Origin of the sequence: Rhizobacter koreensis, from assembly GCF_013366375.1 — a bacterium.
GTDB classification, from domain to species: Bacteria; Pseudomonadota; Gammaproteobacteria; order Burkholderiales; family Burkholderiaceae_C; genus Schlegelella_A; species Schlegelella_A koreensis.
The window spans coordinates 206,102-224,869 of the sequence record NZ_JABWMJ010000002.1 but is presented as its reverse complement, the minus strand read 5'-3'; the positions used below and the strand labels follow the sequence as shown (position 1 = coordinate 224,869).

General features: G+C 70.7%; 21 protein-coding genes. 12 read left to right on the top strand and 9 right to left on the bottom strand.

The window, feature by feature from the left end; translation table 11 throughout:
- Nucleotides 1-31: 31 nt before the first annotated feature.
- Nucleotides 32-1,732 carry a nitrite/sulfite reductase gene (locus HQN59_RS04870; protein WP_176066679.1) on the bottom strand — a complete coding sequence of 567 codons (1,701 nt, stop codon included), beginning with the start codon at nt 1,730-1,732 and terminating at the stop codon, nt 32-34.
- Nucleotides 1,733-1,931: 199 nt separating this feature from the next.
- Between HQN59_RS04870 and HQN59_RS04865 the strand changes: the two genes are divergently transcribed.
- Nucleotides 1,932-2,843, top strand: coding sequence for a patatin-like phospholipase family protein (locus HQN59_RS04865; RefSeq protein ID WP_176066677.1), 912 nt, complete (start codon nt 1,932-1,934; stop codon nt 2,841-2,843).
- Between the two features lie 231 nt (nt 2,844-3,074).
- Here the strand turns inward: HQN59_RS04865 and HQN59_RS04860 are convergent, their stop codons facing one another.
- Entirely contained in the window at nt 3,075-3,626 is a 552-nt protein-coding gene (locus tag HQN59_RS04860) for a phasin family protein (RefSeq protein WP_176066675.1), read from the bottom strand.
- Between the two features lie 218 nt (nt 3,627-3,844).
- Between HQN59_RS04860 and HQN59_RS04855 the strand changes: the two genes are divergently transcribed.
- From HQN59_RS04855 to HQN59_RS04840, 4 genes are all read left to right on the top strand, one after another.
- Entirely contained in the window at nt 3,845-4,333 is a 489-nt protein-coding gene (locus tag HQN59_RS04855) for an acyl-CoA thioesterase (RefSeq protein WP_217703847.1), read from the top strand.
- Nucleotides 4,330-5,058 (top strand): nitroreductase, encoded by a 729-nt coding sequence (locus tag HQN59_RS04850; protein WP_176066671.1) that lies wholly within the window; start codon nt 4,330-4,332, stop codon nt 5,056-5,058. Before HQN59_RS04855 ends, HQN59_RS04850 begins: the two co-directional genes overlap by 4 nt.
- Before the next feature lie 26 nt (nt 5,059-5,084).
- The gene (locus HQN59_RS04845) at nt 5,085-6,077 is read left to right on the top strand and encodes a 2-hydroxyacid dehydrogenase (RefSeq protein ID WP_176066670.1); all 993 of its coding nucleotides are present in this window, start codon (nt 5,085-5,087) and stop codon (nt 6,075-6,077) included.
- Between the two features lie 142 nt (nt 6,078-6,219).
- On the top strand, nt 6,220-8,457 hold the full coding sequence (locus tag HQN59_RS04840; RefSeq protein ID WP_176066668.1) for an AsmA family protein: 2,238 nt from the start codon (nt 6,220-6,222) through the stop codon (nt 8,455-8,457).
- A 231-nt stretch (nt 8,458-8,688) separates the two neighbouring features.
- Here the strand turns inward: HQN59_RS04840 and HQN59_RS04835 are convergent, their stop codons facing one another.
- Together HQN59_RS04835 and HQN59_RS04830 are read right to left on the bottom strand one after the other, a co-directional pair.
- Nucleotides 8,689-8,934, bottom strand: coding sequence for a hypothetical protein (locus tag HQN59_RS04835; RefSeq protein ID WP_176066666.1), 246 nt, complete (start codon nt 8,932-8,934; stop codon nt 8,689-8,691).
- A gap of 49 nt (nt 8,935-8,983) precedes the next feature.
- On the bottom strand, nt 8,984-9,820 hold the full coding sequence (locus HQN59_RS04830; RefSeq protein ID WP_176066664.1) for a transglutaminase-like domain-containing protein: 837 nt from the start codon (nt 9,818-9,820) through the stop codon (nt 8,984-8,986).
- A 172-nt stretch (nt 9,821-9,992) separates the two neighbouring features.
- On the opposite strand from HQN59_RS04830, the gene HQN59_RS04825 reads away from it, so the two are divergent.
- From HQN59_RS04825 to HQN59_RS04800, 6 genes are all read left to right on the top strand, one after another.
- Nucleotides 9,993-10,193 (top strand): hypothetical protein, encoded by a 201-nt coding sequence (locus tag HQN59_RS04825; RefSeq protein WP_176066662.1) that lies wholly within the window; start codon nt 9,993-9,995, stop codon nt 10,191-10,193.
- A gap of 29 nt (nt 10,194-10,222) precedes the next feature.
- Nucleotides 10,223-10,561 (top strand): hypothetical protein, encoded by a 339-nt coding sequence (locus HQN59_RS04820; protein WP_176066660.1) that lies wholly within the window; start codon nt 10,223-10,225, stop codon nt 10,559-10,561.
- Between the two features lie 236 nt (nt 10,562-10,797).
- Nucleotides 10,798-11,379 carry a paraquat-inducible protein A gene (locus tag HQN59_RS25955; protein ID WP_176066657.1) on the top strand — a complete coding sequence of 194 codons (582 nt, stop codon included), beginning with the start codon at nt 10,798-10,800 and terminating at the stop codon, nt 11,377-11,379.
- A 41-nt stretch (nt 11,380-11,420) separates the two neighbouring features.
- Nucleotides 11,421-12,059: a paraquat-inducible protein A gene (locus tag HQN59_RS25780; RefSeq protein ID WP_246294699.1), complete on the top strand. Its 639-nt coding sequence runs from the start codon at nt 11,421-11,423 to the stop codon at nt 12,057-12,059.
- Entirely contained in the window at nt 12,040-13,740 is a 1,701-nt protein-coding gene (locus HQN59_RS04805; RefSeq protein WP_176066656.1) for a PqiB family protein, read from the top strand. The genes HQN59_RS25780 and HQN59_RS04805 overlap by 20 nt, the downstream gene beginning before the upstream one ends.
- On the top strand, nt 13,737-14,429 hold the full coding sequence (locus HQN59_RS04800; protein WP_176066653.1) for a PqiC family protein: 693 nt from the start codon (nt 13,737-13,739) through the stop codon (nt 14,427-14,429). Before HQN59_RS04805 ends, HQN59_RS04800 begins: the two co-directional genes overlap by 4 nt.
- Nucleotides 14,430-14,439: 10 nt before the next feature.
- On the opposite strand, the gene HQN59_RS04795 is transcribed toward HQN59_RS04800, so the two are convergent.
- The 5 genes from HQN59_RS04795 to HQN59_RS04775 form a co-directional block, all read right to left on the bottom strand.
- Entirely contained in the window at nt 14,440-14,631 is a 192-nt protein-coding gene (locus HQN59_RS04795; protein ID WP_176066651.1) for a DUF1328 family protein, read from the bottom strand.
- A 216-nt stretch (nt 14,632-14,847) separates the two neighbouring features.
- Nucleotides 14,848-15,630, bottom strand: coding sequence for a hypothetical protein (locus HQN59_RS04790; RefSeq protein ID WP_176066649.1), 783 nt, complete (start codon nt 15,628-15,630; stop codon nt 14,848-14,850).
- Nucleotides 15,627-16,010, bottom strand: a complete 384-nt coding sequence (locus tag HQN59_RS04785; RefSeq protein ID WP_176066647.1) for a phage holin family protein — start codon at nt 16,008-16,010, stop codon at nt 15,627-15,629. Before HQN59_RS04785 ends, HQN59_RS04790 begins: the two co-directional genes overlap by 4 nt.
- 58 nt (nt 16,011-16,068) lie before the next feature.
- Nucleotides 16,069-16,449 (bottom strand): hypothetical protein, encoded by a 381-nt coding sequence (locus HQN59_RS04780; protein WP_176066645.1) that lies wholly within the window; start codon nt 16,447-16,449, stop codon nt 16,069-16,071.
- A gap of 214 nt (nt 16,450-16,663) precedes the next feature.
- Nucleotides 16,664-18,058 carry a CHASE3 domain-containing protein gene (locus HQN59_RS04775; RefSeq protein WP_176066643.1) on the bottom strand — a complete coding sequence of 465 codons (1,395 nt, stop codon included), beginning with the start codon at nt 18,056-18,058 and terminating at the stop codon, nt 16,664-16,666.
- Nucleotides 18,059-18,107: 49 nt separating this feature from the next.
- On the opposite strand from HQN59_RS04775, the gene HQN59_RS04770 reads away from it, so the two are divergent.
- Nucleotides 18,108-18,740, top strand: a complete 633-nt coding sequence (locus tag HQN59_RS04770) for a response regulator (RefSeq protein ID WP_176066641.1) — start codon at nt 18,108-18,110, stop codon at nt 18,738-18,740.
- The last annotated feature ends 28 nt before the right edge of the window (nt 18,741-18,768 follow it).

The window sequence follows — 18,768 nt, the reverse complement described above, 5'->3', positions numbered from 1 at the left end:
CGTGTGATCGGATCGGGGAGGGCTGCACCGCTCAGGCGCGCGCGGTGGACCGGCGCACGGCGTTGGCCGACGCCTTGAAAGGGTCGAGGCCGATGCGCCGTACGGTCTCGATGAAGCGCTCGCTCGCCGCGCGCTCGGCGCGGTAGGTATCGACGATGGCCTCGATCACGTCGGGCACCTCGTCGGCCGCAAAGGACGGGCCGATCACCTTGCCGGGAACGGACGCGCCGCTGAGCGTGCTGCCGTCCGAGCCGCCGAGCGTGATCTGGTACCACTCGGCGCCGTCCTTGTCGACGCCGAGGATGCCGATGTGCCCGCTGTGGTGATGGCCGCACGAGTTGATGCAGCCGCTGATGTGCAGGTCGATGTCGCCGACGTCGTAGATCTCGTCGAGATCCTCGAAGCGCTCGGTGATCGCCTCGGCGATCGGGATCGAACGCGCGTTGGCGAGCGCGCAGAAGTCGCCGCCCGGGCACGCGATCATGTCCGTCAGAAGTCCGATGTTGGGCGTCGCGAAGCTCGCCGCTCGGGCGCCTTGCCAGAGCGCGTGGAGGTCGCTCTCGAGCACCCACGGCAGCAGCAGGTTCTGGTCGTGGGTGACGCGGATCTCCCCGCGGCTGAAGCGGTCGGCGAGGTCGGCGGCCGCGTCCATCTGCTCGGCGGTCGCGTCGCCGGGCGCCTGACCGGCGCGCTTGAGCGACAGCGTGACCGCGCGGTAGCCCGGCACCTTGTGCGCGTGCACGTTGCGCTCGAGCCAGCGCATGTAGGCCGGGTCGCCCGTCGGGCGGTCGAGTTCGCTCGGCGTGGTGGCCGCGCCGGTGTCGACGCCCGCGGGCAGCGGGAAGTGCACCGCCACGCGCTCGAGCTCGCTCAGCGGGATGATGTGCTCGCGGCCGCCTTCGTCGTGCTCGAGGATGTTGGCGAACTCGGCGTTGACCGCATCGATGAACTTCTGACCCTCGGCCTTGACGAGGATCTTGATGCGCGCCTTGTACATGTTGTCGCGCCGACCGTAGCGGTTGTAGACGCGCACGATCGCCTCGATGAAGACGAGGATCTGCTGCCAGGGCACGAAATCGCGGATCAGCGTCGCGATCACCGGCGTGCGGCCCATGCCGCCGCCGGCGAGCACTCGAAAGCCCACCTCGCCGGCACCGTTCTTCAGGAGCTGCAGGCCGATGTCGTGCCACGCGATCGCTGCGCGGTCTTCACGCGCGCCGGTCACCGCGATCTTGAACTTGCGCGGCAGGAAGGCGAACTCGGGGTGCAGCGTGCTCCACTGTCGCAGGATCTCGCAGTAGGGCCGCGGGTCGACCACCTCGTCGGGCGCAATGCCGGCGAGCGCGTCGGTCGTGATGTTGCGGATGCAGTTGCCGCTGGTCTGGATGCCGTGCATGTCGACCTGGGCGAGCAGGTCGAGCGCGTCGGCGCTGCGCTCGAGCGGAATCCAGTTGAACTGGCAGTTCTGGCGCGTCGAGAAATGGCCATAGCCGCGGTCGAGCTCGCGCGCGATGCGGCCGAGCTGGCGCAGCTGGCGCGAGCCGAGTTCGCCGTAAGGCACCGCGATGCGGAACATCGGCGCGTGGCGCTGGATGTACCAGCCGTTCTGCAGGCGCAGCGCGCGGAAGTCGTCGTCCGGGAGCTGCCCCGCGAGGTGGCGCTCGAGCTGGTCGCGGAACTGCGCCGCGCGCTGGTGGACGAACTGGCGATCGAACGCGGTGTATTGATACATGCCGGGTGGGAAGCGGGAAAAAAGCTGGCGATTCTGCGGTCGATCGGCTCGGGGTGCCGGGTGCAGTCGGCACCGCCACACCGGGGAAGCGCAATGTAGGTGGCGAAGTCAGTAGCGGAAAGAACAGTTTTCTTCGTTCGTTATCCTCGAGCCGAATATGAGAGCGTCTCCCGATCGTCCGAGCCCACCGTCCGATCGCATGCGCCGCGAGACCCTGACGCGTCTCGCCGGCGCGGCGGCGCTCGCGTTCGGCGGCGCGCTCGTCGGCTGCTCGACGCGACGCCCGCCGCCGCCCGCGGCACCTGCGGGACCCGTCACCCCACCGGCGCCGCCGCAGCCGCCGCGCATCGGCCTCGCGCTCGGCGGTGGCGCGGCACGCGGGTTCGCGCACATCGGCGTGATCCAGGTGCTCGAGGAAAGCGGCATCCGGCCGGACCTCGTCACCGGCACGTCGGCGGGCAGCCTGGTCGCGGCGCTCTACGCCGCCGGTCGGAGCGGCGCCGAGCTGGCTGCGCTGGCCGAGGTGATGGACGAGACGGCGTTCGCCGACTGGGCGTTCCCCGGCCGCGGACTGATCCGCGGCGAGGCGCTCGCACGGTTCGTGCGCGAGAAGACCGGCGGGCTCGACATCGACCGAATGCGGATCCCGCTGGGCATCGTGGCGACCGACCTCGACAGCGGCGATCCGATCCTGTTCCGCCGAGGCGACACCGGCACCGCGGTGCGTGCGTCGAGCGCGGTGCCGGCGGTGTTCCAGCCGGTGAAGATCGGCACGCGCGAGTACGTCGACGGCGGCCTCGCGGCGCCGGTGCCGGTGCGCTTCGCGCGGCAGATGGGCGCCGAGGTGGTGATCGCGGTCGACATCTCGCAGGTCACCGACGGCGCGCCGACCACCGATGCGGCGCGCATGCTGCTGCAGACCTTCGCGATCATGGGCCGCCGCATCAACCACTTCGAGCTGCGCGAAGCCGATGTGGTGGTGCAGCCGGCGCTCGCCGGCGCATCGGGCACCGACTTCAGCATCCGGCGCCGAGCCATCGAGGCGGGCCGCGCGGCGGCGCGCGCCCAGCTGCCGCAGCTGCGCCAGGCCATCGCGGCGAAGACGCACTGAGCCGCGGGCGCGACCCGAGGACGGTGCGACGGGCGCCGCCGCCACCGGTCAGCCGGCGCCGTCGGGCAACGAGACCGCCGGCCGCAGCGAGCTCGAGTCGCGCGGTGGGATCGGTCCGCCTCGTCCTGCGTCGCGCTCCCAGCAAACAAAAAGGCCCGGTGTCGCCACCGGGCCTTCGCTGCATCGCGTCACCGCATCGCTGCGGTGCGACCTGCCGGTTCTTGCGGGGACTCAGGCGGCGCGGCGCGCCTTGGTCGCGGCTTGCGTCGCGCGCACGGCGGTCGACGACAGGGCCTGGAAGTTCGCGTCGGCGACGTCGGCGGCCTGCTTGGCGGCCTTCTGCATGGTCTCGAACGCATTGCTGGCCGCGGCGACGGCCGACTTGACGAGCGTCACGGCGTTCTCGGTGCCGGCGGGCGCGTTCTTGACGGCGTTGTCGACGATCGCCATGAACTTGGCCTGGGCATCGGCCGTGGTCGCCTCGGCGACGCGGTTCACCTCGGCGCCGGTGGTCTGCGCGATCTCGTACACGTGACGGCTGTAGGCGGCGGCCTTTTCGGCGGCGGGTTGCAGCAGGCCGGCTTGCAGCGCGAGCAGCTCCTGCGCGTCCTTGACCGACAGCACGGCTTGCGTGGTCGCCGCGGCTTCGCCCATCGCGGTCTTGGCGACCTGCAGGTTCAGCTCGATCAGCTTCTCGATGCCTTCGAAAGCCTTGCCGGTCAGGCCGAACAGGGTTTCGACGTTGGCCTTCTGCGCGGTGATCAGTTGGTCGGCGGTCATCATGGTGTCAACTCCTCGAGTGGTTTGAAGCGTGTCCGGAGCAGTGATGCTGCACCGCAACATGGATGAAGTATAGGGTCACGGCCAGCGAATGCAAGCACTTTTTGCTGCAGTGCAGCAGAATTGTTGCAGAACCGGCCACGGCATGGCCCGCGCGCCGGCGGAGCCATCCTGCGGGGCGCTCGAGGGCGGGCAGTCTGCACGCGATGGAACAATGGGCCATGCCCGAGTCCGATGCCAGCCTGGGAAGCGGCGCGCCGCCCGCCGCACGTGCCCAGCCCGAGCCACGCAGCGCCTACCGCCGTTTCGAAGCGCTGACCACGCGCTGGATGGACAACGACGCCTACGGGCACCTCAACAACGTCGTCTACTACAGCCTGTTCGACAGTGCGGTGAACGCGTACCTGGTACGCGCCGGCGCGCTCGACATCACCGCAAGCCCGGTCATCGGGCTCGTCGTCGAGACCGGCTGCAGCTACTTCGCGTCACTCGCCTTTCCGGAGCCGGTCGAGGCGGGCCTCAGGGTCGCGCGCCTCGGCGCGAGCAGCGTGCGCTATGAGGTCGGCATCTTCGCAGCGGGTGGCGAGCACACCGCCGCGCGCGGGCACTTCGTGCACGTCTACGTCGACCGCGCGACGCGGCGGCCGGTCGGGCTGCCTCCCACGCTGGTGGACGCGCTGCGGCCGCTCGTCGTCGACGCCGGCGCATGAGCACGGTCGATCCGGCTGCCGACCCGGCGCTGGTGCGCCGCATCGTCGATCACGCGCTGAGCTCGCGGCGCTCGGTGCGCGCCTTCCTGTCGACGCCGGTCGAGCGCGCGACCATCGAAGCGATCCTGGCCGCTGCATCGCGCGCGCCCTCGGGCACCAACACCCAGCCGTGGAACGTCTACGTGCTCACCGGCGCGGCCAAGGCCGAACTGACGCGGCGCATCCTCGACGCGTACGACGACCCGGCCGAGTTGGCGCGGCACACGGCCGAGTACGCCTACTACCCGACCGAGTGGCGCTCGCCGTTCGTCGAGCGCCGCCGCAAGGTCGGGTGGGACCTCTACAGCCTGCTCGGCATCGCCAAGGGTGACAAGGTGCGCATGCACGCCCAGCACGGCCGCAACTACGCGTTCTTCGACGCGCCCGTTGGCCTGATGTTCACCATCGACCGCGTGATGGAGCTCGGCAGCTGGCTCGACTACGGCATGTTCCTGCAAAGCGTCATGATCGCGGCGCGCGGCCATGGCCTCGATACCTGCCCGCAGGCGGCGTTCATCGACTTCCACCGCATCGTGATGCCGCTGATCGGCGCGCCCGTCAACGAGCAGCTGGTCTGCGGCATGTCGCTCGGCGTGGCCGACCCGGCGGCCATCGAGAACAGCCTCGTCACCGAGCGCGAGCCGGTCGAGCGCTTCACCCGCTTCCTCGACGATCCCATCGACTGACCACAACGCCAACCGGAGACCAGCCCATGAAGCCAGCCGTCCTTGTCGCCCGCCGCATCTTCCCCGAAGCCATGGCGCGTCTTGCCGAGCATTTCGACGTCAGCGGCAACCCCGACGACGAGGTCTGGCCCAAGGAGGAGCTGATCCGGCGCCTGCAGGGCAAGGCGGGCGTCTTCGTCACCGGCAGCGAGAAGATCGACGCCGCGCTGATCGCCGCGTGTCCCGACCTGCGCGCGGTCTGCACCATGGCGGTCGGCTACAACAACATCGACGTCGACGCCTGCACCGCGGCCGGCGTGCTGGTCAGCAACGCACCCGACGTGCTGACCGAGACCACCGCCGACTTCGGCTTCGCGCTCATGATGGCGGCGGCGCGCCGCATCACCGAGAGCGAGCACTTCCTGCGCCGCGGCGAGTGGAACAGCTGGAGCGTCGACATGTTCGCCGGCGCCGACGTGCACGGCGCGACGCTCGGCGTGCTCGGCATGGGCCGCATCGGTCAGGCCATTGCCCGACGCGGCGCTCTCGGCTTCGGCATGAACGTGATCTATCACAACCGCTCGCGCCTCTCCGAAGCGGACGAGGCGGCGGTGCGTGCGCGCTACGTCGACAAGGACGAGCTGCTGGAAACCGCCGACCACGTCGTCATCGTCGTGCCGTACAGCCCGGCGGCGCATCACCTCATCGGCGCGGCCGAGCTGCGCCGCATGAAGCCCACCGCGACGCTGACCAACGTCGGGCGCGGCGGGGTGGTCGACGACGCGGCACTTGCCGCCGCCCTGCGCGATCGCACGATCGCCGCCGCCGGGCTCGACGTGTTCGAGAACGAGCCGGCGTTGCACCCCGACCTGCTGACGGTCCCGAACGTCGTGCTGACGCCGCACATCGCGAGTTCGAGCCTGCCGACACGGCGCGCGATGGCCGATCTCGCGATCGACAACCTGATCGCCGTGCTGGCCGGCGGGCGCGGTGCACGCCCGCCCACGCCGATCAACCCGCAGGTGCTGGCGGGACGCTGAGGCGTAGGAGCAGACCCACAGGGGCCGCCGGCCCCGACCGATAGGGTCGCCCAGGGGCGCCGACCAGAATCGGCGCCATGCGGAAACCACTCAACCGGACCGCGTGCGCCGCCGGCGCCGCCATGCGGCCGACAACGGATCGATGACGCGCGCACTTCCCGGGTGGCTCGCGGGACGGCGCTGGCTGCAGATCACGCTCGGCGTGCTGGCCGCGCTCATCGTCGGCGTCGGCATCTGCGAGGCGCTGGGCTGGCCGTTCCTGGTGGGACCGGTCCAACGCAAGCTCGCCGAAACACTTGATCGCAAGGTCGAATTCGCGGCCGACGAGGCGAACCCCCGGGTCCGCATCGGCCTGCTGGGCAGCGTCCGCGTGCGTGCCGCCCGCATCGAGATCGGCGCACCGTCATGGAGCTCGGAGCCGCACACCTTCCTTGCCGAGGACGCCGCCCTCAAGCTGCGCTACCGCGACCTCTGGCGCATGTCGCGTGGCGCTCCGCTGCGCATCGAGTCGCTGACCGCGCGTCGCTTCGACGGTCGTATCGAGCGCCTGGAAGACGGCCGCGCGTCGTGGCAGTTCGGAGACGAGCCGAAGACCCAGGAGCAGGCAGGCAAGGACCCGTCGCTGCCGGCCTTCGGCACCCTGCGGGTCGACGACGGCAGCCTGAAGCTGCGCGACGCGATCTTGCCCGCGAGCGTCGACGCCACGTTCTCGCTCACCGACAGCAGCGACCCAGGCGGCGGCGCCGCGAGTGCCGGCGCGGCGTCGGCAGCTTCCGGCGCGGCGAGCGCGGGTCGTCGTGCGTCGGCGGCGTTGCGCGTCGGCACCGAGCTGGCGGCAAGCGCGGCGAGCGCCGCCGAGCGCGCAGGCGTCGGCCGCGACGCCGATGCTCCGCGTGCCGCGGCGGCGGCGGCATCGGCCCCCGGCGGTCTGCAGGTCAGCGCGACCGGCACCTATCGCAAGCTGCCGCTCAAGGTCGAGCTGCGCACCTCGGGCGTGCTCGCGCTCGTCGACGACCCGTCCGGTGCGCCGGCGCAGCCGGTCTACATCAACGCGACCGTCGGCGGCGCGCACCTCACGTTCGACGGCAGCGCACGCGACCCGCTGCACCTCAGCGACCTCGCCGGGCGCTTCTCGCTGTCGGGGCCGTCGCTCGCCGCGGCCGGCGATCCGCTCGGGCTCACGCTACCGACGACGCCCGCGTTCACCACCCGGGGCGCGCTCCGCAAGGACGGGCAGGTCTGGAACGCTCTCTTCGAGCGCGCCGACATCGGCACGAGTCGCCTCGAAGGTGCATTCCGCTACGACCCCACGCGCGAGGTGCCGCTGCTCTCGGGGCGGCTCGGCGGCAGCCGCTTGCTGCTCGCCGACCTCGGCCCTGCGATCGGCGGTGCGCCACGGCCCGGCCCGGCAGGCGTCGCGCCGGCCCGCGAAGGCGGTGCCTCCCGGCCCGGCAAGGTGATCCCGGACCGCCCATTCGACCTGCCGTCGCTGCGCGCCATGAACGCCAACGTGCTTGTCGACATCGGCCATCTCGACCTCGGCACCGACAAGCTCGACCCGCTGCGGCCGCTGCGCGCGCACCTCACGCTCGCCGGCGGCGTGCTGCACATCTCGGACATCGTCGCCCGCACCGGGCAGGGCCAGCTCACGGGCGCCGTCGGTCTCGACGGGCGCGGCGCCAAGGCACGCTACGACGCCGACCTGCGCCTGCAGGGCGTTCGTCTCGAGCAATGGCTGAACCTCGCGCGCAACGGGCAGCCGTACATCACCGGGCGCCTCAATGCGCAGGCCAAGGTGACGGGGCAAGGGCGCTCGGCCGCCGAGATCCTGGCCGGGCTCGACGGTGGTCTGCGCATCCAGTTGCGCAACGCGACGCTTTCGCACCTCGTGATGGAAGCCGGCGGGCTCGACATCGCGCAGGCCATCGGGCTTCTCGTCAAGGGCGACAAGCCGCTGCGCATTTCGTGCAACGTCGGCGACTTCGCGATCAAGGACGGGGTGATGCGCCCCAACATCTTCGTGGTTGCGACGGAAGACTCGACGATGTGGGTCGACGGCACGCTTTCGCTTTCGACCGAGGCGCTCGACCTGCGCGGCGTGGTGGCCCCGAAGGACTTCAGCCCGCTCACCATCCGCACGCCGATCCACGTGCGCGGCACGCTCGGCGACCCGGCGGTGTCGGTCGAAGCCGGGCGGCTGGCCGGCAAGGCCGGCGCGGCGGCGTTGCTGGCGCTGCTGCACCCGTTGGCCGCGCTGCTGCCGTTCATCGACACCGGTTCACGGGAAGAGGCGCGCGAAGCCGATCAGGAGTGCCAGGCGCTCGCCAAGCGCGGCGGCGCGCCGTTGCCCTCCGCGCAGGCAGAGGCCAAGGGGCGTTGAGGCTGGGCTGCGGGCCGGCGACACGCCGCCGGCGGTCCGGGAGGGGACGAGGAGCCGCGCACGACGTCCGCCGTCAGTGCCGGGCGTTGCGTCGCTCGCTATTGACCAAGGCGCTCTTGAGACGGCCAGCAAGGTGGCGGTGGTCGCTCGCGGCCCTCAGCGGCGCGCGCTGACGAGCGGGCGCAGCCGTTGCCTGGTAGACGCGTCGAGCCGCGTGCGCGGCCGCCAACTTCAGCCGCCCGGCGTCTTCCCCTGATCGCCGGCCGGCTTGTCCTCGGCAGCTTGTCCGCTGCGACTGTGCGCCGCATCGCTGCGCGCGCGCTCGCGGGCGTCTTCCTTCGAGCCGGGGAACGGTTCGTCCGCTGCCGGCTCGACACGCGCCGACTCGCTGAACTCGCGCGCCGCGTCGTCATAGCGACGGCCCGGCTGCACCGACGTGTCGATGTCGGCGGGAATGCTGGGTGACTTGTTCGTCATGTGAATCTCCGTTGGCACGGTCGGCGCCGCTGCTGCCCGGGATGCGGGCTCAGACCACGTTCAGCGGCGCCTCGGTCACCTCTTCGGTGATCACGTCGAAGCGGTTCAGCGTGCTGCGGCCGAACGCCATCGTGATCGGCACGTCGCCGGCGTCGCGGCCCCGCGCCATCACGATGCGGCCGATGCGCTGGCGGTTGTGGCGCGCGTCGAAGGTATGCCAGCGGTTGCCGAGGTAGACCTCGAACCAGGCGCTGAAGTCCATCGGGTAGGGCGCGACCGGCACCCCGATGTCACCGAGGTAGCCGGTGGTGTAGCGTGCCGGGATGTTCATGCAGCGGCAGAGCGTCACCGCAAGGTGCGTGAAATCGCGGCACACCCCGACGCGCTCGCGGAACGCGTCCAGCGCGGTGCGCGTCGGCCGCGCGAGCTTGTAGTTGAAGCTCAGGTGCTGGTGCACGAAATCGCAGATCGCCTGCACGCGCTGCCAGCCCAGGGGCGTCGAGCCGAACTGGTTCCAGGCGAAGTCGAGCAGTTCGCTGTCGACCTCGCAGTAGCGGCTCGGCAGCAGGAACTGCAGCGTCGAGAACGGCAGCTCCGTCGGGTCGTGCTGGTACGCGTTGTAGTCGACCGGGTCGGGCAAGCCGGAGTCGCGGATCAGCGCCTCGTTGCTGATGCGGATGGAGTTCGTCGTTGCCGGAATGTTCACCCGCCCGCAGTGGTTGCCGAAGCTGTCGACGTACTCCTCGGCTTCGAGCCCGCCGCTGATCCGGAAGTTTTCGGGCCCGACCAGGTCGTCGCGCCGCGACGGGTGCACGTGCAGCAGATAGATCAGCGCCATCGGCGTCGCAACCGTGAGTTCGATGTCGAACCCGATCCTGATGAGCATGAAGGCTCCTTGTTTAGAACGACCGGGAGCTTCTCATGCACGGATCGTTCCCGCCGTCCGACGGAACTGGCACGCGCTGTAGGAGCAGCCCGCCGCGGGCACCCCGTGTAGGTTCGTTCCGACGCCGGGTGAAGCTTTCGCCCGGCTGTGCAGAACCCGCGCGGGAACTAAGGTGAAGGCTCGATCGGAGCACATGATGTCGGAGTCGTTCCAGCGCTGGTTCCAGCGATTCGTGCGGTGGTTTTTCAACTCGTCGCCCACGGCGTTGCTCGACGACGAGACGGGCTGGCGCGACGCGCGCGGTCGCGACGCCGATCCTCGGGCAGCCCATCGCGCGCCACGCCATCAGCTGACCCGCTTCGACGCGAGCTGATCCTGCTGTACCGCTTTCACGAGGTCGCCATGCCTGTCACGCCTTCCGCACCTGCAATCACCGGCGGCTGGTCTTCCGCGACTCACACGTCCGCTCCCCGCCCCGGCATTCGCCGCGCCCTGGGCTGGCTCCTCGGCGCCACGGCGCTGCTGCTCCTCATGCTGTTCTACAGCGTGGTCAGCGAGGCGGTCGAGCGTGCCGACATGCGCAGGACGCAGCAACGCGCCCAGTTCGAACGCAACGCGCGCTGCGCCGCCTTGCCGCCGGCGTCGCGCGACCTCTGCATGCTGACCGCCGCTGCGCCGATCGACGGTCGGCGCGAATCGGCGGCTCAGCGCGCGGCGATGCTGAGCGCGCGCCTGGAATGACGGAGTCGCGCGGCGGTGCGCCCGCGCGCTGAGCAAGCGCTGGCGTCGATCCCGTCGGCGCCCCGATCGCACGGCGTGCTGGTCGCGCGAGCGTCGACGCCGCCGGTCGCCCTGAGCAGGGCCACCGCGCGAACCACCGGAAACGCTGATCGATAATCCGCCGCTTTCGCGACCCGCCTGTGGCACTGCGGGTCGTTTTCGAACGAGGGATCGCGTTGGGCCGGGCCACATCCTCTTTGGCAGTCTGTGAGCAGTGCGGTCTGGCGCACCGCTGGAACCCGCTCGCGCCGGGAGCGGTGGCGCGCTGCGTGCGCTGTGCGGCGGTGGTCGGCCGGGGCCATCGCTTCGGCTTCGATGCGGTGCTCGCGCTCACCGTCACGGCGGCGGTCGCCTTCCTGATCGCGATGGGCACTGCGGTGATCGAGGTGCGCCTGCGCGGCGCCGCCGTCGCGGCGAGCATCCCCGAGGCGGTGCTGATCGCGTGGAGCGAGGGTCAGCGGCTCGTGGCGCTGGCGGTCGCGGTCACCGCCATCCTCGCGCCGGCCCTCTTCATCGGCCTTCGGCTCTACGTTCTGCTGCCGCTGGCGCGTGGCTGCCTTGCGCCAGGCTTCGCGATCTGCGTGCGCGCGCTGCACCACGCCACGCGCTGGAACATGCTGCAGGTGTTCACGATCGGCGCGCTGCTCTCGCTGGTTCGCCTCGCCGGTCTGGCCGACGCGTCGCCCGGCCCCGCGCTGTTCGCGCTCGGCGCGCTCACGCTGCTCTTCGCCGCGATCGAGTCGGCCGGCCTCAAGCACCTGTGGTGGCACGTCAGGTGAGCGTCTCTGCCACGCTGCCGCCTCGCGCGGATTGCGACCCGTTGCCTGCCGGTGAAGCGGCGCCGCCGCTGCTCGGCTGCACCAGTTGCGGGCTGGTCTCGCTCGATCTCGGGGCGTCGCTGCCGCACGGAATGGTGCAGCGCTGCACGCGCTGCGGGCGGTCGCTGCGCCGGGAGAAACCGATGAGCCTGCAGCGCACCTGGGCATGCCTGATCGCCGCGACGCTGCTCTACATCCCGGCCAACGTGCTGCCGATCATGAGCACCACGTCGGCGCTGCAGCGCAACGAGCACACGCTGCTCGGCGGCATCCGCGAGCTCTGGATCGACGGTTCGTGGATGCTCGCGATCATCGTGTTCGTCGCCAGCATCGCGGTGCCGGTGCTGAAGATCGCGGTGCTTTCGCTGCTCGCGTGGAGCGTGCGTCGCGCCCCGCGATGGCGGCGGCTCGAGCGGGCGCGCCTCTACCGGCTGATCGAGACGGTCGGCCACTGGTCGATGCTCGACGTCTACGTGGTGGTGCTGCTGGCCGCGACGGTGCGCTTCGGCTCCCTGGCGAGCGCCGGCCCCGAGCCGGGTCTGCTCGCGTTCGGCGCCGTCGTGATCTTCACCGTGCTCGCGACGCTCAGTTTCGACCCGCGACTCATCTGGCAGGAGCCGCATGGCCCAGCTGCCGCCTGACGGGCTCGGCGCCGGCGCGCCGCCCGACGACGATCGGTCGCCCGATGGCTGGGCCGCGCTGCCGCGCCCGCGCGTCGACGCGCCGCGCCGCTTCAACGTCTCGCTGGTGTGGCTGGTGCCGCTCGTCGCACTGCTCGTCGGGGCCTCGCTGCTGGTGCGCACGGTGCTGCTGATCGGCCCGCGCATCGAGATCGAGTTCAACTCGGCCGAGTCGATCGAGCCCGGCCGCACCGAGGTCCGCTACAAGGAGGTGGTAATCGGCCGCGTCGAGACGGTGCAGCTTCGCGACGACCGCACGCGGGTCGTGGTGACGGTGCAGCTCGACCGCAACGCAGCCAGCATCGCGGTCGAGGACACGACGTTCTGGGTGGTGCGCCCGCGCGTCGGGACCAGCGGCATCACCGGCCTCGGCACCCTGCTCTCGGGCGCCTACATCGGGGTCGATGCCGGCGTCTCGCGCCAGGAGCGCACGCATTTCAAGGGACTCGAGTCGCCGCCTTTCGTGCTGCGCGGCGAGCCCGGTTCGGTGTTCGTGCTGCGTGCCGACGACCTCGGTTCGCTCGACGTCGGCTCGCCGGTCTACCACCGGCGCACCCGCGTCGGGCGCGTGGTCGGGTACACGCTCGACCCGGATCGCGACGAGCTCTCGATCAAGATCTTCGTCGAGGCGCCGTATCAGAAGCTGGTGACGACGCAGACCCGGTTCTGGAACGCGAGCGGCGTCGACGTTACCATCGGCGCGTCGGGCCTGACGCTCGACACGCAGTCGCTGGTATCGGTGCTCGCGGGGGGCCTCGCGTTCGCGGATCCGCCCGACACGCCGAACGGCACCCCGGCGGCGGAGAACAGCGTGTTCACGCTGGCGGGGGACCGTGCCGAGGCGCTGGCACCTCCGGCCGGGCCGCCGATGCCGGTGCGCATGGTCTTCGATCAGTCGGTGCGGGGCCTTGCGCCGGGCGCACCGATCGACTTCCTCGGCGTCGAGATCGGCCGCGTGCGCCAGGTGTCGCTGCAGTACGACGCCCGGCGCGACCGCTTCCCGGTCGAGGTGACCGCCGACATCTTCCCGCTGCGCTTCGGCCCGATCCGCAGCGCCGCGTCGAGCGGCGCGAGCGGGCGCGCCGACGACGAGGCACTGATCCAGAACCTGGTCGACCACGGCCTGCGCGCGCAACTGCGCACCGGCAACCTGCTGACCGGTCAGCTCTACGTGGCGTTCGATTTCCAGCCGGGCCGTGCACCGGCGCGCGTACAGCGCGATGCCGGCCTGCTGACGCTGCCGACCGTGCCGGGCACGCTGAGCGAGATCCAGCCGCAGATCGCCGACATCGTGCAGAAGGTCAGCAAGATTCCGTTCGACCAGATCGGCCGCGACCTGCAGGCCACGCTGCGCGGCGCGCAGACGACGATCGCGCAGCTCACGCCCGAGGCGCAGAAGGCGCTCGCCGAGGTGCAGCGGACGCTGCAGAAGGCGCAGGGCACCCTCGACACGCTCGAGCGCGGCGTGCTCGACCCGTCGGCGCCGCTGCAGCGCAACGTGGAGGACACCATGCTCGAGCTGCAGCGCGCCTCGCGCTCGCTGCGCACGCTCGCCGATTACCTGCAGATGCATCCCGAGTCGCTGCTGCGTGGCAAGCCGCCCGACCCGGCGATCCCGTCCCGTGGAGGAAGCAACCGATGAACGCGCGACGTGCAGGCTCGACCGGATCGCGCGCTCGCGTTCGGGCCGAGCCGCTTTCGATTCGCCTGCGACAAGCGCTCTGCGTGGTGGCTGCCGCGACCGCGACCCTCGGCGCCGGCTGCGCGGCGAACAAGGCGCCGCGCTTTCATTCGCTGCTCGGCAGCGCCGGTGCCGGCGCGCCGCCCGCCGCTTCGCCGGCCGCGTCGCCGCTGCGCATCGATCTCGGCCGCGTCGCGGTGCCGGCGCAGGTCGACCAGGCGCAATGGCTGGTGCGGCTGCCCGACGAGTCGCTCGCGTTGCTCGAAGCCGAGCGCTGGGCCAGCCCGCTGCGCGACGAGCTGCGGCAAGCGTTGCTCGGCGTCCTGGTCGAGCGTCACGCTGCGGTCGATGCGCGCAGCAGTACCGGCGAGGTCGCGCCCTGGCGGGTCGATGTCGACGTGCGCCGCTTCGAATCGGCACCCGGTGCCGAAGCACGGATCGAAGGCACGTGGTCGGCACTGCGCCGCACGCCGGCCGCGCGCCTGACGTGCAGCTGGGCGATCCGCGAGCCGGTCGGCGACGGCATGCTTGCCCTCGCGGCGGGGCATCGGCGTGCGGTCGAGCGGCTCGCGGGTTCGATCGCGGCGGCGTTGCGCGCGGCCGAGCGGGGTGCTTCCGCGCCGTGCGAGGCGCCGGCGGCGGCCGGCTAGGGTCGCCGCGTCAGCGCGAAGACGTGTTCTGATCCGAGTCGTCGCTGCCCCAGAGGGCGAGCAGCACGACGGCGATGAACAGCACCAGGAAGACGACGAAGAGGATCTGCGCGGCACCCGCGGCGCCCAGGGCCACTCCGGTGAAGCCGAAGATCGCGGCGACGGCCGCGACGATCGCGAAGACGATGGCCCACCAGATCATCCTGAATCCCGTTTGCCCGATCCGCGTCGTGGCAGTTCGACTCTAGAAGCCTCGCTGCAACAAGCGAATCGGAGCTCCTCGCCAGCCGCTGTAGGAGCGCGGCTCGACCGCTCGGGCTCAAAAAGAAACGCGCCGAAGCGCGTTTCGAAGACCCCACGGAGGGAGACCGGCCGCCCTGCGCAGGCAGGGGGCGAAGGGGCCATTGGGAGGTAATCGTCAGGACCCGGTGCCGGGCGTCGTCGATGCGTTCGCTCGATTCGAACCCGCGGTGCTGCTGGCGCCCGCAGGGCCCGGCTTGCGGCGTGCAGTGCGCGGCGGCGTTGCGTCGAGGCGGCTCGCGAGCAGCGCCATCGAGGCGAGCGGCAGCTGTTTCGCAACGGTGGCGATGAAGTGCGGCAGCAGCGCACGCAGCATGCGGCGCCGGAACAGCAGCCGCCAGGGCCGCAGGATGACGAGCACCGCGCCAAGTGCCACCGAGCCGAGCACGAGCTGGTTGGGGTTGCGCTGCGCGTAGGGAACGATCGCGTTGCGCGACGCTTCGGCGGCAACGACCACGGCGTCATGCAGCGGATGGCGCCGCCACCAGCGCTCGAGCGTGGCCATGAGAAGCGATGCGCCCGGCATGGTCTGCACGCGTTGAGCAGCGGTCTGCGCGACGTGCAGCGCCTTGCCCGCAGTGCCGGTCGGCGCCGGCTTCGCCGCTGGATGCGCGATGTGCTGCATCGCGTTGCGAAGGCGCTCGCGCGACGCCTCGATGCGATCGGCCGCCGACATCGAGTCGTCGTCGATCTTGGTCGCTGGCGCCGGGATCGGTGCGCTCGCGGGCGACGCCTTGGCTGCGCTCGAAGGCGCCGTGCTGGCCGCCGTGGTGCTGGCGCCGGTTGCTGCGGCCGGCGCCGCCGCCGCGGCAGCCGTCGCTGCGCCCGTGGCGCTGGTGGCGCCGCTGCCTGCGGAACCGCCGAGCGGCGTGCTACCAGGGGAGTAGGTCGTCGTGCTCATGCGGAGCCCACCTCGCGCAGCATCGCCATGTCGGCGTTCAGTTGAGCCTTCACGGTGGTCATGACGTCGTGCTTGGAAGGCGCGCGGGCGCGCCAGATGCAGAGCGCAGCGCCGACCAGCGGCACCAGCGGCACCACGATCAGCAGCCAGCCGTGTTCCATGTCGGACCACGGGACCGCGCCGAACAGCATCAGCGCGACGCCGACGAAGATGAGGCCGAGCAGCGCCATCACGCCGCCGGTCACGTAGAGGACGATGCGCATGATCCACATCGTCGACACCTTCGAGACTTCGTCGCCGACGAGATGCGCGTACGCCTCGACGTGCTCGGTCAGGAGGCGCGGCTGTTTGACTAGCAGGCGGAGCAGCGGGTGGATCATGGGCACGCTCGGTGTTGCGGTACACGGAGCCCGGCAATTACCGGGCCCGCGGAGCGCGTCAGTCGTTGCGGCGGCTCATCATGCTGACGAGGCCCATCAGCAGGGCGCCGGTGGCGGCGGCGATCAGCATCGACTTGATCGGCTCGTCCTTGATGTAGCCGACGGTCGAATCGGTGGCCACGGCGGCGCGTTCGCGCAGCTGCTGCGAGGTCTCGCGAACGGCTTCCATGCCGCGGCGCGCGGCCGCTTCGGCCTGCGCCGAGACGCGGTTGATCATCGGCTTGGCCTGGCTGCGCAGGTCCTCGACCTTCGACGACAGCCCGTCGATGGTGCGGTTCGCGGCTTCCTTGGTCGACTGCAGCACGTCGTCGGCCTTGTCCGCCGCCTGATCGGCGGCGTCCGCCGCTTGCTGACCCATGTTGTCGGTGTTTGCGTTCATGTGGCTGGATCTCCTCTTTGAAGTGGGCGGGGACGAGTTCCGCAGCGTGTTCCCTGCAACGCAAGCGGAAGGCGCTGGCAGTCGCGAAGCCTGTGCGCGACACGACCGTGCGAAGTGTGTCGCGAACGGCAATCAGCGGCGATAGGGCGCGTCGCCGCAGGATCGTCGGGAGAGCGAGTCAGGCCGCGTAGGACGCGACCGACAGTCCGCGCGGCTATGCCGGAACGGCGTCGACGCCTTCGCGCGGCTCCTTCGCGGGGATCGCCTGCGGCAGCACGGCCTCGATCAGCGTTCCCTGCCCCGGAGCCGACGTGAGCTTCATCTCGCCGCCTTCGGCTTCGACGCGGTAGCGCATGCCCACGAGGCCGTGGGTCGACGTGCGTCGCGTCCGCGGGTCGAAGCCGACCCCGTCGTCGCGCACGGACACGTGCACGTTGCCGTTCGCGTCGGGGCCGAGCCGGATCTCGACGCGGCTCGCCTTCGCGTACTTGGCGACGTTTGTCAGCGCTTCCTGGATCAGCCGGTAGATCGTGAGCTCGGCCGGCGCGTCGAGGTGCACCGGGTGCAGGTCGCACACCATCTCGATGTCGCTGCGTGCGCCGAACTCGCGCGTCAGGATGTCGAGCGCGGCGACGAGGCCGAGATTGCTCAGCGACGACGGACGCAGGTCCTCGATGATGCGGCGCTTGAGCGCGATGCCGCCGTTGAGCGCCTCGTTGAGGTGGGTCAGGCGCTCGGCGACCTCGGGCGTGGTGGCGCCGAGCCGCGACTTCAGCCGTGCGGCGTCGAGCTTGGCCGCGGTGAGCAGCGCGCCGAGCTCGTCGTGCAGCTCGCGGGCGAGGCGGCTGCGCTCGTCCTCGCGCACCGTCTGCAAGTGCTGGGCGAGTTCCTTGAGCTGGATCGTGCGTGCGGTGACCTCGGCCTCGAGGCGGTCACGCTCGTTCTGGATCACCTCTTCCTGCTCGGTGCGCTCGCGGTCGAGCGCGGCCGACTGGCGCAGGTACATGAAGAGGGCGAGCAGGCTGAGCGCCGTCATCGCCGTGACGCCGATGCGGTTGAGCAGCAGGGTGCGAAAGACGCTGTCGCGGCTGGTCCGGATGCGCGCCGCCTCGACGTCGAGCAGCTGCTTGGTCAGCGCCTGCACGCTCTGCATCTTCTCGCGGCCGATGTCGGTGAGCAGCAGCTCACGCCATGCGCTCTCGCGGCCGGCAGCCTGCAGCTTGAGCGTGGTCTCGATCTCGGAGAGCTTCTCGCCCGAGAGCTTGATGACGCGCTCGCCGACGGCGCGGTCGTCGCCGTCGTTGGCGTAGTACGAGCGCAGCCAGGCGAGCGAGCGCTCGATCATCGGCAGCGCCGTGCGATAGGGCTCGAGGTAGTCGTCACGGCCCGTCAACAGGAAGCCGCGCTGCGCCGTTTCAGCCTCGAGCAGGCTGCGCGAGAGCAGCTGAATGTTCGAGCGCGCCTCCGAGCGCGCGCCGAGCTCGTCGAGCGACGCGCGCGCGTCCTGGTACGAGGTCTCGCTGATGAAGAACATCGCCAGCGCGGTGAGCGCCGCGAGCGGGAACGCGACGACCCCATTGCGCAGGCGCCGGATCAGTCGCGCCGGCATGGCTTGCCCCTAAACTTCCCAACTTCGAGCATCACGCCCCATTCCAATCATGATTCGAATCGCGATCGTCGACGACCACGCCATCGTGCGAGCCGGTTTGCGCCAGTATTTTTCCGAGCAGGTCGATCTCACCGTGGTGGGCGAGGCGTCGACGGGACGTGAGGCGCTCGACATTGTGCGCAAGGGCGACGTCGACGTCATGCTCATGGACCTGTCGATGCCCGACCAGAGCGGCGTCGACGCGCTGGCGGCGATCAAGGCGCGCGCGCCCGACCTGCCGGTGCTGATTCTCAGCGGTTTCCCCGAGGAACACTACGCGACGACACTGCTGCGGCAGGGGGCCAGCGGCTACCTCAACAAGGATTGCGACCCCGAGGAGATCGTGAAGGCGATCCGCACCGTTTACCGCGGCCGCAAGTACATCACCGCAGGGGTGGCCGAATTGCTCGCCGACGGGCTCGGCGGTGGCGGCGACAAGCCGCCTCACGAGCATCTTTCCGAGCGCGAGTTCCAGGTCTTCCTGCGCCTGGCCAAGGGCGAGACCATCGGCCACATGGCCAACAGCATGTCGCTCAGCGTCAAGACCGTCAGCACGTATCGCACGCGCGTGATGGAGAAGATGAAGCTCGAGTCGAACAGCGACCTCACCTACTACGCGCTGAAGAACGGACTGATCCAGTAGCGCGGGCGGAGCCTGGCACGCGCGCCGG

Excerpts from the sequence above, each read along its gene's own strand:
- HQN59_RS04790 (WP_176066649.1), bottom strand. The coding sequence starts at position 15,630 with ATGAGCACGACGACCTACTCCCCTGGTAGCACGCCGCTCGGCGGTTCC.
- HQN59_RS04785 (WP_176066647.1), bottom strand. The coding sequence starts at position 16,010 with ATGATCCACCCGCTGCTCCGCCTGCTAGTCAAACAGCCGCGCCTCCTG.
- HQN59_RS04830 (WP_176066664.1), bottom strand. The coding sequence starts at position 9,820 with ATGCTCATCAGGATCGGGTTCGACATCGAACTCACGGTTGCGACGCCG.
- HQN59_RS04865 (WP_176066677.1), top strand. The coding sequence starts at position 1,932 with ATGCGCCGCGAGACCCTGACGCGTCTCGCCGGCGCGGCGGCGCTCGCG.
- HQN59_RS04835 (WP_176066666.1), bottom strand. The coding sequence starts at position 8,934 with ATGACGAACAAGTCACCCAGCATTCCCGCCGACATCGACACGTCGGTG.
- HQN59_RS04845 (WP_176066670.1), top strand. The coding sequence starts at position 5,085 with ATGAAGCCAGCCGTCCTTGTCGCCCGCCGCATCTTCCCCGAAGCCATG.
- HQN59_RS04840 (WP_176066668.1), top strand. The coding sequence starts at position 6,220 with ATGACGCGCGCACTTCCCGGGTGGCTCGCGGGACGGCGCTGGCTGCAG.
- HQN59_RS04805 (WP_176066656.1), top strand. The coding sequence starts at position 12,040 with ATGGCCCAGCTGCCGCCTGACGGGCTCGGCGCCGGCGCGCCGCCCGAC.
- HQN59_RS04780 (WP_176066645.1), bottom strand. The coding sequence starts at position 16,449 with ATGAACGCAAACACCGACAACATGGGTCAGCAAGCGGCGGACGCCGCC.
- HQN59_RS04870 (WP_176066679.1), bottom strand. The coding sequence starts at position 1,732 with ATGTATCAATACACCGCGTTCGATCGCCAGTTCGTCCACCAGCGCGCG.
- HQN59_RS04795 (WP_176066651.1), bottom strand. The coding sequence starts at position 14,631 with ATGATCTGGTGGGCCATCGTCTTCGCGATCGTCGCGGCCGTCGCCGCG.
- HQN59_RS04850 (WP_176066671.1), top strand. The coding sequence starts at position 4,330 with ATGAGCACGGTCGATCCGGCTGCCGACCCGGCGCTGGTGCGCCGCATC.
- HQN59_RS04770 (WP_176066641.1), top strand. The coding sequence starts at position 18,108 with ATGATTCGAATCGCGATCGTCGACGACCACGCCATCGTGCGAGCCGGT.
- HQN59_RS04820 (WP_176066660.1), top strand. The coding sequence starts at position 10,223 with ATGCCTGTCACGCCTTCCGCACCTGCAATCACCGGCGGCTGGTCTTCC.
- HQN59_RS04800 (WP_176066653.1), top strand. The coding sequence starts at position 13,737 with ATGAACGCGCGACGTGCAGGCTCGACCGGATCGCGCGCTCGCGTTCGG.
- HQN59_RS04855 (WP_217703847.1), top strand. The coding sequence starts at position 3,845 with ATGCCCGAGTCCGATGCCAGCCTGGGAAGCGGCGCGCCGCCCGCCGCA.
- HQN59_RS04775 (WP_176066643.1), bottom strand. The coding sequence starts at position 18,058 with ATGCCGGCGCGACTGATCCGGCGCCTGCGCAATGGGGTCGTCGCGTTC.
- HQN59_RS04860 (WP_176066675.1), bottom strand. The coding sequence starts at position 3,626 with ATGATGACCGCCGACCAACTGATCACCGCGCAGAAGGCCAACGTCGAA.